At 70.6% G+C, this 12,443-nt stretch carries 8 protein-coding genes and 1 tRNA gene; 4 read left to right on the top strand and 5 right to left on the bottom strand.

The window, feature by feature from the left end; all coding sequences use genetic code 11:
- Positions 1-153 precede the first annotated feature (153 nt).
- Both ACO2Q1_RS15570 and ACO2Q1_RS15575 read right to left on the bottom strand, forming a co-directional pair.
- Positions 154-1,161, bottom strand: coding sequence for an arginine N-succinyltransferase (locus ACO2Q1_RS15570; protein WP_423330406.1), 1,008 nt, complete (start codon positions 1,159-1,161; stop codon positions 154-156).
- Between the two features lie 163 nt (positions 1,162-1,324).
- Positions 1,325-2,581, bottom strand: a complete 1,257-nt coding sequence (locus tag ACO2Q1_RS15575; RefSeq protein WP_423330407.1) for a hydrolase — start codon at positions 2,579-2,581, stop codon at positions 1,325-1,327.
- 118 nt (positions 2,582-2,699) lie between these two features.
- Here ACO2Q1_RS15575 and ACO2Q1_RS15580 point away from each other — a divergent pair, with 118 nt between their 5' ends.
- Together ACO2Q1_RS15580 and arsC are read left to right on the top strand one after the other, a co-directional pair.
- Positions 2,700-3,182: a hypothetical protein gene (locus ACO2Q1_RS15580; RefSeq protein WP_423330408.1), complete on the top strand. Its 483-nt coding sequence runs from the start codon at positions 2,700-2,702 to the stop codon at positions 3,180-3,182.
- Positions 3,182-3,523, top strand: a complete 342-nt coding sequence (gene arsC / locus ACO2Q1_RS15585) for an arsenate reductase (glutaredoxin) (RefSeq protein ID WP_423330409.1) — start codon at positions 3,182-3,184, stop codon at positions 3,521-3,523. Before ACO2Q1_RS15580 ends, arsC begins: the two co-directional genes overlap by 1 nt.
- A 291-nt stretch (positions 3,524-3,814) precedes the next feature.
- Here the strand turns inward: arsC and ACO2Q1_RS15590 are convergent, their stop codons facing one another.
- The 3 genes from ACO2Q1_RS15590 to ACO2Q1_RS15600 all read right to left on the bottom strand — a co-directional run bounded on the left by ACO2Q1_RS15590 (position 3,815) and on the right by ACO2Q1_RS15600 (position 10,270).
- Positions 3,815-8,071: a translocation/assembly module TamB domain-containing protein gene (locus tag ACO2Q1_RS15590; protein WP_423330410.1), complete on the bottom strand. Its 4,257-nt coding sequence runs from the start codon at positions 8,069-8,071 to the stop codon at positions 3,815-3,817.
- Positions 8,068-9,828, bottom strand: coding sequence for an autotransporter assembly complex protein TamA (locus tag ACO2Q1_RS15595; protein ID WP_423330429.1), 1,761 nt, complete (start codon positions 9,826-9,828; stop codon positions 8,068-8,070). The genes ACO2Q1_RS15590 and ACO2Q1_RS15595 overlap by 4 nt, the downstream gene beginning before the upstream one ends.
- A gap of 205 nt (positions 9,829-10,033) precedes the next feature.
- Positions 10,034-10,270 carry a hypothetical protein gene (locus tag ACO2Q1_RS15600; protein ID WP_423330411.1) on the bottom strand — a complete coding sequence of 79 codons (237 nt, stop codon included), beginning with the start codon at positions 10,268-10,270 and terminating at the stop codon, positions 10,034-10,036.
- A 157-nt stretch (positions 10,271-10,427) separates the two neighbouring features.
- On the opposite strand from ACO2Q1_RS15600, the gene ACO2Q1_RS15605 reads away from it, so the two are divergent.
- Together ACO2Q1_RS15605 and ACO2Q1_RS15610 are read left to right on the top strand one after the other, a co-directional pair.
- Positions 10,428-12,185: an ATP-binding protein gene (locus ACO2Q1_RS15605; RefSeq protein ID WP_423330412.1), complete on the top strand. Its 1,758-nt coding sequence runs from the start codon at positions 10,428-10,430 to the stop codon at positions 12,183-12,185.
- Between the two features lie 72 nt (positions 12,186-12,257).
- Positions 12,258-12,334: transfer RNA gene (locus ACO2Q1_RS15610), tRNA-Lys, on the top strand.
- Positions 12,335-12,443 lie beyond the last annotated feature (109 nt).

A 12,443-nucleotide genomic window follows, 5' to 3' on the forward strand; every position in this document is an offset into this window, starting at 1 on the left:
CCTCGGGGGAGAAGGTGGCTCGCGAAGCGAGACGGATGAGGGGGCGGCCGAAAGCGGAATAAACAAGGGACATGGGGATCTGCGGATTCAGCCCCCTCATCCGACCCTGCCGGGCCACCTTCTCCCCCGAGGGGAGAAGGAGAAAGAAGCTGGTCACGACTTCACCCTCACCACATCGCCCGCCTTCACCTTCAGCGCCGCCGCCGTCTCGGCGTTGATCACCGCCGTCTCGCCCTCGACGGCGACCTTCTGGCGAACGGCCCGAAACGCGGCGACGCTGGCGGTGGAGATCAGGCCGGGCAGTTCCGCCTCCACCTCGGACGCGATCTGAACCTTCAGGGCGCGGGCGTCGCGGACGGTGCGGATATTGTCCCGCTGGCAGGTCACGGTCGGCCCGGCGTCGAAGATGTCGATCAGACCGTTGGGGCGGAACCCCTCGCTTTCCAGCAGGGCCATGGCCGGCACCCCCTGCGGATGCACCTTGCCGATCACGGCGCGGGCCGGCTCGGGCAGCAGGTTCACATAGATCGGGTGGCGCGGCGCCAGGTCCAGGATGAACTGCTTGTCGGTCGAGCCGGTCATATAGTCGGCCTGATCGAATTCCATCGGAAAGAATTTGTGCGCCACATGGTCCCAGAACGGACAGGCCCCGTCCGGCGTGAACACCCCGCGCAGTTCGGCCAGCACCGTATCGGCGAACAGGTCCGGCTGGGCGCCGATCAGCATGTAGCGCGACTGGGACAACAACCGCCCCGCCCCGCCCTTCCTCCGGTCCGCCTTCAGAAACAGCGAGCCCACCTCGGTCCAGCCCGTGCATTCATTGACCAGCACCAGGGTCTGATGCTCCAGCCGGATATCCAGCGACGGCGACGACTGGGCGTTGTTCACCACGCGAAAGCTGAAGAAGGGCCGCTTCAGCCCCACCGTCGCCTTCACCGAGCCGATGCCGTCGATGTCGCCGGTGTCGGTCTCCTCCAGCATCAGGGTGTACCAGGCGTCCTGGACCTGGGCCTGGCCGGTGAAGCTGGCCCTGCTCAGTTCCAGCCGATCCGCCAGGGCGTCCGGGTCCTCCGGCAGGCTGGTGAACCCGGGCCCCGACAGGATGGCCAGCTCCAGCAGATGATCCAGGTCCCCGGGACCGGCGGGACGAACGACCAGCATCAGAGACCGCTTTCGACAAATCCTCCCCCGCAGGGGGAGGTGGCTCCGAGCCGGGCGAGGAGACGGAGGGGGCAGGCCGGACGACGGATGGCGCGAACAGCCCCCTCCACCGCTTCGCGGTCCCCCTCCCCCGTTGGGGGAGGATTGCTGTCCGCCGCTCTCATCACATCGACTCCATACGCAACTGCTTCAGCTTCGCCGCGTCGATCTCGCCCGACGCGACCTTGCACAGGATCAGGGCCGACAGCTGCGCCCGCTCGACGAAACTGTCGGGCCAGGCGAACTCGGCCTCGGAATGGATGTCGCCGCCGCGCACCCCCAGGGTGTCGATATTGGGCAGACCCGCCGCATGCAGGTTGTTGCCCTCGCACACCCCGCCCGACGGCTTCCAGGCGATCTCCTGACCCAGCAGGGCGCCGGCCGTCTTCACCGCCTCGAACAGGGCGGTCTGGGCCTTGTCCATCGGCTTGGGCGCACGCGTCATTCCGCCGTGCAGATCCAGGCTCAACCCCTCGAACGGCGGCCCGGCCGTGATCTCGCCGATCTTCTCCATGATCCAGTCGGCGGACGCCGCGTCCGGCACGCGCACATTGAACCGCACCACCGCATTGTCGGCCACGACGTTCAGCGGACCGCCCCCGGCGATGCGCGCCACATTGACCGTCACCCCGTCCCTCTGGCCGTTCAGCCCGTGCAGGGCCGCCGCGATCATCGCCGCCCCGGCCACCGCATTGCGTCCCTCCTCGAAGGCGCGGCCCGCATGGGCGGCCTGACCCGAGACGATCAGGTGGAAATTGCCGCTGCCCTTCCTCGCCCCGGCCAGGGTCCCGTCCGCCAGCGCCGGCTCATAGGTCAGGCCCAGATGCCCCCGCGCGCCCAGATGCGCCAGCAGGGGCGCCGACCCCGGCGAGCCGATCTCCTCGTCCGGGCTCAACAGCACCGTCCAGCCGACGCCCGCCTTTTCAGGATGGGTCTCGAACGCCTCCAGCGCCGCCAGCATGACGCTGATCCCGCCCTTCATGTCGGCGATCCCCGGCCCGTTCAGGGCGCCGTCGGCCCGGTCGCGCACGACCTGGAACCGGCTCTCGGCCGGATAGACGGTGTCATAGTGGCCGGTCAGCACGACCTGGATCGCCGCCTCCGGCCGCACCGAAATCCGCAGGGCGGGGGCATAGGTCTCGGCGCGCGTCGATCCGTCGTCGCCGACGCTGACCGAATCGGCGGTCGTGACCCGTTCGGCCAGGGCGTGCGGCAGGGCGGCCGCCACCTCTCCCTCCAGCGCCGCCAGCACGGTCATCAGCCCGGCGGTGTTGCGGCTGCCCGAGTTCTGGTCGGACCAGTCGCGCGCCCGCCTGATGATCGACAGACGCCGCGCCGCCACATGGTCCAGCACGGCCTGGTCGGGAACTGAAATCCGCATCGCCGGGAACCTAGACGCCTCCGGTCGAAAGGTGAAGGTGGGGCGCCGAGGGCCGGTCGGGGGTTCTCGTTTGCGCCGCCGCCCTCTAGGCTGGCGGTCTCATCTGGAGGAGGAACCCATGAGCGCCTGGCTGAACGCGATGAACCCGACCGCCCCGATCACCAGCGAGGCCGAGGCCCAGAAGGCCGCGCGCTCCAGCGCCGTCTCCATCTTCATCGGCGTCGTGGCGGGGATCGTCGGAATCATCTGGTCGTTCATGATCGCCGACGAACTGGCCGCCGCAGCGGCGGCCGGCGCCCAGGCGGGCATCTGGCTCGGCGTCGGCCTGACCGTGGTGCAACTGGTCTTCGCCCTTATCCAGTGGCGCGACCCGAAGAAATTCATCGCCTGGCTGTTCCTGGCCCTGATCGCCCTCGGCTTCGTGGGCACCCTGGCCACGCCGCTGATGGCCGACGCCGTGGCTGCGGCCGGCGTTCCCCCCACGCCGATGTGGCAGATCGTCCTGTCGCTGGTGACCCTGGTCATCCAGGCCGTTCTGCATGTCGCGGGCCTGCGCGGCATGAAGCGGCTGGACGACATTCAGATGTCCGCCGCCCGCTGATGGCGGTCGTCCTCTATCACAACCCGCGCTGCTCCACCTCGCGCAACGCCCTGGCCCTGCTGCGGGACCAGGGCGTCGAGCCCGAGGTGGTCGAATATCTGAAGACCGGCTGGGACCCGGCGACGCTTCGGCGTCTGGCCGCCGCCACGGGCCTCGGCCTGCGCGGTCTGCTGCGAACCAAAGAGGAGGCCGCCAAGGCCCTGATCGCCCGCAACGCCTCCGACGACGACATCCTCGCCGCCGCCGTCGCCGACCCCATCCTGATCGAACGCCCCATCGTCGAAACGCCCAAAGGCGCCCGCATCGGCCGTCCGGTGGATCGAGTCCTCGACGTGATCTGATCCCCCTCCGGATCGTCACACTCCACACCGCGAACCGACCCGGCGCAAGCCGGGCTCCGGGTCCGCCCAGACCATCACGCGCCCGGGTTCATCACAAAGCACATGACGAAAGCCACAACGGGCACGACGGCAACCGCTCTCTCACCGCCGTCGTCGTGTTCGTCGTGATGACCATTGTGCGCGTTGTGATCCCTTGCCTTCGCTTCCGCACCTTCCGGTCTTGGGCAGCCCCCAGCGTCCGGAGCCCCAAGCCTGCATCGGCATCCCGGCGCGAGAGGCTGCCTAAGCGCCCTACTCCCGCCTCTGGTTCGCGTTCGGCCGGTTGTCGGGTCCCCGCGCCCCCGGCGGGCGTGAGGCGCGCCGCCAGCGGATCGACAGGGTGGCGTCGCCGGTCCCGCCGAACTTTGAGCTGATCGCCAGGTTGCGGCGCACCTGCCACTCGACATTGACCGCCGCCCCGCCCTCGCCGCCGCCGATGATCTCCAGATAGACGTCGTCGGTGATGTAGCGGCCGCCCGCCACCGTCAGGGCCGAGGCCTCGCCGCCGAACGACAGCCGGTCCAGCCCCGCCAGCTCCCTCAGATTCCCGATCACGTCGAAGCCGCCGCCGCCCGCCAGGGCCGCCACCCCGGCCGCCAGCTGCGCCGCCTCGAAGCCGGACAGCTGGGACGCCGACCGCCCGAACAGCACCTGGGAAAGGATCTCGTCCTGCGGCAGCTGCGGACTGGAGGTCAGCTCGATCTTGGGCGACACCGCCGTGCCGGTGACGTTGATCGTCGCGGTCAGGGCCGGATCCTCCCGCACGGCCGTCAGGTTCAGCCGGATCAGGTTCGGATCGGTCGACAGGCTAACCGTGCCCCGGTCGTCGAACACGAACCGCTTGCCCGCGAACTCATAGTCGCCGCGCACGACCCGCGCCGTCCCGGTCAGCTGCGGCTGGGCGATGGTGCCGCTGACCCGCGCATTGACGTTCAGCTCGACATTCAGCCCGCGCCCGACCACCCGCACGTCGCCGCCCGGCGAGCGCAGCTGGATGTCCAGACCGAACTGGGGACCGCGCTGTCGGGTCTGGTCTTCTTCGGGGAGGTCGCCGCCCGGTTTGTTGATCTCGATGACGTCCATCGACACCACCCCGTTCGATCCCGGCGGATTGGCCTGTATCCGCGCCTCGTCGACGTCGATCCGGCCGGTCAGCTGGATATTGCCGTCCGTCCCCCGCACCACGGTGATCGGGCCGGACGCCCGCGCCTCGGCCAGGTCATTGTCGATGATGCGGAACCGTCTCAGCTCCAGCTCGAAGTTCGAACCCGACCCCTCGCGCAGGCCGATCCGCCCGTCGCCGCTGACCGTGCCGCCGGCGCCGTCATTGGCCGCGAAGCTCTGGATCAGGGCCGTGGTGCCGTCGAACCGGCTGTCTAGGTTCAGCGCATTCAGCCTCAGGCCCGTGGCCGTGTCGCGGAACGACCCGTCCTTGACCGTCAGGGTGCCGTCGATGCGCGGGTCCGCCAGGCTGCCGCCCAGCCGCGCCTGCCCGTCCACCTGCCCGGCCAGCGACCGCTCTCCGCCCAGGAACAGGTCCCAGATCGGCTGGATCTGGCCGGCGATCGAAACCTGGCCCGACATGTTGCGCGTCCGCGCGACGGCCAGCCTCAGCGGCGCCGCCGAGGCCTCGACCGGCAGGGTCAGATCGGCCGCCGCCCGCACATTGCCGTCGTCATCCGCCTGGGCGCGGATTCTCAGGGTGTCGTCGTCCAGCGTCGCCTCGATCGTCCCGTCCACGGCCAGGCCGCGCGGCCCGTCCAGACTGCGCAGCTGGCTGAGCGCCACATTGGCCGACCCTGTCAGCTGCTCGCCCTGGCCGCGCAGGGCGACCCGGCCCGTCACCTGACCGCGGATGTCCTGCACGATCGACCCCAGATCGACGGCGGTCAGATTGGCGTCGATCGCCGCCACCGCGTCGTCCAGCCGCGCTTCGCCGGTCAGGACCCCGCCGCCGACGGTCAGGTCCAGCCGCGCCACCTTGCCGTCGCCTGCCATGGCCAGCACAGCCGGACTGCGGGTGGTGAAGGCGACCTCGCGCACCCGTCCGCCGCCTCTCAGGGTCAGGCTGTGGTTCTCGTCCGCGCGGGCATAGACGCCCGAGCCGTTGAACTGCACCGGATTCGGCCCGCCGACGTCCACCGCCAGCGTCATCGGCAACCGGTCCAGCGTGCCCCGGCCGTCCACGTCCAGGCTCCGCACCACCCAGTCCGCCCCCGCCAGCCGCAGGTTGCGCGCGGTCAGGTCCAGCACCGCCGCCTCCGGCCCGCCCCCGTCCGTCAGCTGCACCCGCCCCTCGGCGCTGCCCGAGGCGAAGAAGGCGCCGGGCCGGACGCTGAACGCCAGGTCGGCGCTGGATGGGATCTGGTTCGACAGGGCGATCGCCCCCTGCGCCTTCACCCCGCCCGCATCCAGATCGACCTCGCTCAGCCGGATCGCCGGTCCGCCCAGGAAGAAGTTCCCCGCCGCCCGCGCCGGTCCGTAGTTCGACCCCGAAGTGACGACGATCCGTCCGTCGGAGGCGTCGGCGCCCTTGCGGAAGCTCAGCACCAGATTCGTCTGCGTCAGGGTCAGCGGCCCCGCCGCCACCTTGTCGAAGGCGGCCGTCAGGTCGGCGCGCGGCTCGGCCAGGGTGCCGGTCAGGGCGCCTTCGCCGGTCATGGCCCCGTCTATGGCCACCGGGCCGACGCCGAACGGCCCGCGCGCATCCCAGTCCAGCGCCAGCCGCAACCGGCCGTCCGCCTCGATCAGGCCCTTGGCGTCGGCCCGGCCCGCCGCGCCGGTCAGGCGCGCCGTCTCCACCGCGATCCGCCCGTCGTCCAGCCCGCCCGCCAGTTGCAGGCGCGGCGTCTGGCCCAGCAGACGATCCAGCTCCTCCATCCCGACCCGCAGACCGTTTCCGCGCCCGTCGAACCTCAGGGCCCAGGGCGCCCCCGCCCGGGGGCTGGACGCCGTGATCGGTCCGCCGAACGTCCCGCGCGCGCCCGGCCGGATGCGGCCGACGTCGGTCACGGCCGCATTGCCCCGGAAGTTCAGTCCGCCCAGCAGGTTCCTGCCGCCGGAGCCCGTGGCCTTCAGCGCCTGTCCGGTGGCGTCGATCCGGCGGACCAGGATCGCGCCGTCCTTCTCTCTCGCCGCGCTCAGCACCACATGCGGCGTCGCGCCCAACAGGGCGCCGACGATGCCCTCGGCGCGGCCGCCCGCACCGCGAATGTCGGCGTCCAGCGTCAGCCGACCGTCCCGCCACCCGGCGTTCAGCGGTCCGGCGATCCTCTGGGCGCGATAGCTGGCCAGATGGGCGTCCGCCATCGCCGCCTGCCCTTTCAGGGTGAAGCTTTCCGGCCCGCCCTCGAACACCCCGGTCCAGGACGTCGCCCCGCCGACCGTCGTTCCCGCCAGCCGGCTCAGATTGGGCGTGGCGATCTCCAGCCTGATGCCGTCCGGCGCCGACCGGTCCGAGACCTTCAGCACGCCCATCGCATGGCTTTCGACATTGTCGGCGTACAGCCGCCAGGCCACGCCCTGGAAGCCCTCGCGCCGATCCGGCACGGCGGCGAAACCGAATCGCGCCGTGCGGCCGATGCGGTCGATGAAGGGCTTGAACAGGTCCGATCCGCTGAAGTCGGCATAGCCGGACACCCGCGCCCCGGCCTTGCCGTACCGCCCCTGCACCGACAGGGGGACGAAGTCGCCGGTCCGCACCACGGCGTTGATGACCTCGCCGTTCACCAGGGCCACCGCCGAAAACGGGCGATCCGGCGAATAGCCCATCGCCCCCGCCAGCGGCCCGCCCCGCGCCTCATTGGCCCGCAGGTCGACCCTCAGATCATCCAGCTTGCCGCCGAACGTCGCCGCCAGTTTCAGAAAGTCGCCCGGCCGGTTCAGGCTGGCGGCGTCCAGGGTCGCGGTCTTGGCCCCCCGCCGCGGCATTTCCACCGCCCCGCCCAGGTCCCAGCGGCCGTATTCCTTTGAGAACCCCTCCAGCAGTTCGACGCGCGCCTGAAACCGGTCGATGTCGACATCGATCGGCTGGGGGCTGGGCGGACGGCCGTCCGGCGGATCGATCTCGGGCCGCCGGATCAGGCGGATCACGTCGGCGCTGATCGTCTCGGCATGGAACCGCCGCGTCAGCAGGGGCAGGTAGGACCAGTCCACGCGCACGTTGCGCGCCTCCAGCCACACCCCGTTCCGATCGGTGATCGTCACCCGGTCCAGGGTGAAGTCGTCGAACAGGTCACCTCTCAGCCCCTCGACATTGATCCGGCCGTAGCGGCTGATCTTCTTGCCGGCGACGAAGCTGGTCACCAGGCCGCGCCCGGAATCGGACAGCAGATAGGTCCGCCCGCCGATCAGCCCGACCAGCAGCAGGGCGACCAGGCCGCCGAGGACGCAGCCCAGGACGAAGCCGATCGTCTGCAGCCGCGTCCGCTTGCGCCGCGCGGCCTTCGCGGGCGTGTCAGCGGCGGGCGCTTCGGGCGTCTCATCTTGCGGGGTCGGGTCGTCGCTCAAAACGCCTGACCTATGCTGATGTAGACCTGGAAGGCGGCGTCGCCGTCACGCTTGTTCAACGGCATGGCGATGTCGGCGCGCACCGGTCCGAACGGCAGCTTGTACCGGGCCCCCACCCCGACCGCATACCGGGTGTTGTTCAGATTGGGCGTCTCCTGGAAGCCCACGGCGCCGGCGTCCAGAAAGGCTACCGCCCCGAAGCTCTTGCCGATGTCGCGCCGCACCTCCAGCGAGGCCTCAAACAGCGACAGGCCCCCGCGCGGCGTGCCGTCGGGCAGACGCGGCGAGACCGCCTGATACTCATAGCCCCGCACCGAACCGCCGCCGCCCGAATAGAACAGCCGGTCCGACGGCACGCTCAGTTCGTTCCCGCCGATGATCGACCCCAGCCTCAACCGGCCTGCGAACACCGTCCCGCCGCCATCCGTCAGGGGGATGTAGGTCGTGCCCTGGGCCTCGGTCCGCAGGAACAGGATGTTGTCCTCGCCCGTCACGGCCGTTGGCTGGACATTCAGGGTCAGGCGATAGCCCTTGCGCGGATCCAGCGGATCGTCGGACCGGTCCAGATAGGCCCCGCCCCTCAGGGTCACCAGGGCCAGGTCCCGGTCGAAGGTGATCGGCATGGCCGTCACCGGATCGAAGCGGGTGTATTCGTACCGGCCCGCGTCCAGCCCCACGCCATAGCTGTAGTAGGAGGTCCTCCCGATGCGCTGCTGCAGGTCCGCCGCCGCCGTGAAGGCCGTGCGCAGATAGGCGTCGGTGTCCTCGTTCACCACCGCCGTGGACAGCTTCAGCGTCCGTCCGGGCTTGCGCCAGTGCGGCAGAGACAGATCCGCGCCGATGCGGCTGTCGATGTCCGCGACCCGGAACTCGAAGGCCAGGGTGTCGGCGCGGCCGAAGCGGTTGCGCCAGGTCCAGACGGCGTCCAGACCCGTCCCCTCGGCGGTGGACCAACTGGCCCCCACTTCCAGCAGGCGCCGCGATCGATCCGCCAGGCTGACCACCACCGGACGATTGCCGTCCGCCAGGGTCTGGTCCGCCGGGGCCAGGGCCACGGACACGCTGTCATAGATGCCGGTCTCGGTCAGCCGTCGCTCCAGCTCGGCCACCTGCTCGGGGTCGAACACGTCGCCTTCCGCCCAGGGCGCCAGGCCCGCCACCCAGTCCGGATTGGTCGGCCCGGCGGTCTCCAGCCGCACCCCATCCAGCCGCACCAGCCGGCCGGAGGCGATGTTGTAGGTCGGGGCGACGGTGAAGGCGGCGTGGTCGACCACCACCCGGCGCGGCTCCGCCCTGGCGTCCGCATAGCCCCGGCGCGTCAGCCCCGCGATGATCCGCCCCTCGGCGGCGATGACGTCGACGGCCCGGCCCGGTTCCCCCGCCTTCAGCCCGATCTCGCCCCGCACCGCCTCGGCGGCCTCGGCCCCCGGCTCCGGCGCGGCCCAGCGAATGGCGGGTTCGGTCAGCAGGAAGCGCGGCCCCGGAATCACCTCGACGATGGCGACCGGATTGTCCTCGCCCTCGACCTGATCCTCGACCGTCGGCTGATAGAAGCCTTCCGATCGCAGCAGGGCCGTCGCCGCCTCCACCGCGCTTCGGGCCCGCCGTCGCGCCTCGAACCGGTTGGACGGCGGCCCGTCGGCCTCGCCGATGGCCAGTTGCAGCTGCTGCCTCAGTTCGCCCGTCGCCTCGCCGCGCACCTGGGCCTTGGGCTCGGCCCGCACCGCCCCGGCGCCGGCCCAGCACGCCAGACCCAACAGGGACGTCAGCCAGACCGCGCCGATGCGCGCTCCGCCGCCTGCCTGGCTTCTGGGTGACCTCAAACCCTGTCCTTCGATCGTCGGGCGACCGCACCGCTCGGCGCTGTCTGGTTTCTGGAAGACGTCGGCCCCCTGACGTCGCGCGAGTCAAATCTGCGCCCGTGGCGACCTGATGGCGGCCGGCGACGATTCGACCGGGTTCTCAATAGAACAGGGTTTCGCTTTCCGGCTTCACCGTCTCCTCCGACGCCCGCTGGTCCGGCGGCAGGGTGGAGTTGTCAGACGGCGTCTCGGTCTGGGCCGGAGCCTCAGGCTCGACGGTCTCGGGCACGGCCTCGACAGGCGGTTGGGCGGTCTCGACTTCGGCCGGGGCGGGCTCCTCGCATCCGCTCAGCACGGCCGCCGAACCCAGCAGGGCGGCCACGATCAGTCGTTTCATCTCAGTTCTCCCCGGACGGGCCCAGAACGCCCCGCCCTTCGCTCCGTTCCATACCGCCGGACGCCCGACGGGTCACCCCCGCTCCCGCCTCCCGCGCTTGAAAAGGGTTTGTTGGGCTTTGCCGTCTACACTGCCGCCCGTGGGGACTATCCGAAACATGACGACCAGCAACTACGCCATCGTCTCGCAGATCCGGCGCCGGGAACTGAAGAGCCGCCTCGCGCTCGCGGCCTTCATCGGCGTCGTCGCCTTCACCTTCGCGCCGTCGATCTGGCCGGTGGTCTGGTTCGCCGCCGTGCTGGCCACCCAGGCGATCGACTGGGCGGTGGCCCGCTCCCTGCTGAAATCCCCCGAGGTCCAGCCCTCGCGCGGGCTCAAGATCGCGGCCTGCGCCTGCATGGCCCTGACCGTCGCGGTCTATTCGGCCATGAGCGGCTATGTCTGGTTCGCCGGCGGCGTCACCGGTCGCGTCTTCGCCATGATCCTCAGCGCCGGCGGCCTGCTGCACGTCAGCCTGCACATGCACCAGTCGCGCAGCCTGCTGATGGCCGCCGTCATTCCGCATGCCCTGTGGTTCCTCGGCCTGCCGATCGTCTCGGCGGTGATCGACGGACGTCCGGGCGATCTTCTGGTCGCGGTCGGATGCCTGCTCTACCTCGCCCATCTGGTCGTCGCCGTGCGCCAGAGCTCCTCCACCACCCGTATCCTGCGCGAGGCCAACGACACGGCCCGCGAGGAACGCCGCAAGGCCGAGATCGCCAGCGCCGCCAAGTCCGACTTCCTCGCCGTCATCAGCCACGAGATCCGCACCCCGATGAACGCGGTCATCTCGGCCGCCAACCTCCTGCGCCGCACCCGGCTGGACCGGGAACAGCGCGAACACGTGTCGATGCTGCTCGACGCCGGCGACGTCCTGCTCGGCCTGCTGAACGACGTCCTCGACTTCTCCAAGATCGAGGCCGGCAAGATGGAGCTGGAATCGACCCCGACGAACGTGCGCGACAAGCTCGCCGCCCTGGACCGGCTGTGGCGGCCCCGCGCCGCCGCCAACGGCGTCCGCCTTCGACTGACGATCGCCGATGACGTGCCGCCCGCCATCCTGACCGACCCCCTGCGCCTGCAGCAGATCCTGTTCAACCTGCTGTCCAACGCGGTGAAGTTCACCACCGAAGGCGAGATTTCGGTGGCCACCGAATGGGACGCCGCCCGCAACCGGATCACCTTCCAGGTCCGTGATTCCGGCTGCGGCATCGCCCCGGACCGACTGGCGCGCATTTTCGACAGTTTCGAACAGGCCGAGGCCGGCACCACCCGCCGCTATGGCGGCACAGGCCTGGGCCTGGCGATCAGCCGCCGCCTCGCCGAACTGATGGGCGGCGCCCTGACGGCCGAGAGCCGGATCGACGAGGGCTCGGTCTTCACCCTGGTCCTGCCCGCCCGCGTGGTCGGCGCGGCGGCGCAGAGCCGTCCCGATCCGTCCGCCGCCCCGGCCCCCGACGCCCTTCAGGGCGTCGAACTGCTGGTCGCCGACGACCATGAGGTCAACCGCAAGATCATCTCCCTGCTCCTGGCCCCCACCGGCGCACGCCTGACCCTGGTCGCCAACGGGCTGGAGGCGGTCGAGGCGGCGACGGCCCAGGCGTTCGACGCCGTCCTGATGGACATGCAGATGCCGGTGATGGACGGGCTGGAGGCGGCCCGCGCCATCCGCGCCAGGTCCGGCCCCAACCGCCGGACCCCGCTGATCGCCCTGACGGCCAACGCCATGGATGTGCACCGCGCCGCCTGGGACGAGGTCGGCGCCGACGCCTTCCTGACCAAGCCGATCGATCCCGCCCTGCTCATCCGCACCGTCGCCGCCCTGGTCGCGGCGCACGACCCGGCGCACGCCTCCGACCTGGCCGACATCGCCTGATCCGCTTTCAGGACTTGACCCGCCGGGCCCGATGCAACAGAAGGCGGGTCGCTTCGGCGGGATGCGTCTCGTGCGTCCTTAGCTCAGTTGGTTAGAGCATCTGACTTTTAATCAGAGGGTCCTCGGTTCGAGCCCGAGAGGACGTACCAACGCTTCCCGATGAAGACAGCGCGTCAGCGGCGGCGGTGACCCGGTCACCCCGCCCCTGACCACCCTCCTCATAGGATGTTCATGGCGGCCGCCGGCTAAGGGGTGGCC

The sequence above is a fragment of the Brevundimonas sp. VNH65 genome (assembly GCF_049445955.1).
Lineage (GTDB): Bacteria > Pseudomonadota > Alphaproteobacteria > Caulobacterales > Caulobacteraceae > Brevundimonas.

What these genes read in the sequence shown, in the direction of transcription:
- ACO2Q1_RS15570 (WP_423330406.1), bottom strand. Translation starts at nt 1,161, where the DNA reads ATGCTGGTCGTTCGTCCCGCCGGTCCCGGGGACCTGGATCATCTGCTG.
- ACO2Q1_RS15575 (WP_423330407.1), bottom strand. Translation starts at nt 2,581, where the DNA reads ATGCGGATTTCAGTTCCCGACCAGGCCGTGCTGGACCATGTGGCGGCG.
- ACO2Q1_RS15580 (WP_423330408.1), top strand. Translation starts at nt 2,700, where the DNA reads ATGAGCGCCTGGCTGAACGCGATGAACCCGACCGCCCCGATCACCAGC.
- arsC (WP_423330409.1), top strand. Translation starts at nt 3,182, where the DNA reads ATGGCGGTCGTCCTCTATCACAACCCGCGCTGCTCCACCTCGCGCAAC.
- ACO2Q1_RS15600 (WP_423330411.1), bottom strand. Translation starts at nt 10,270, where the DNA reads ATGAAACGACTGATCGTGGCCGCCCTGCTGGGTTCGGCGGCCGTGCTG.
- ACO2Q1_RS15605 (WP_423330412.1), top strand. Translation starts at nt 10,428, where the DNA reads ATGACGACCAGCAACTACGCCATCGTCTCGCAGATCCGGCGCCGGGAA.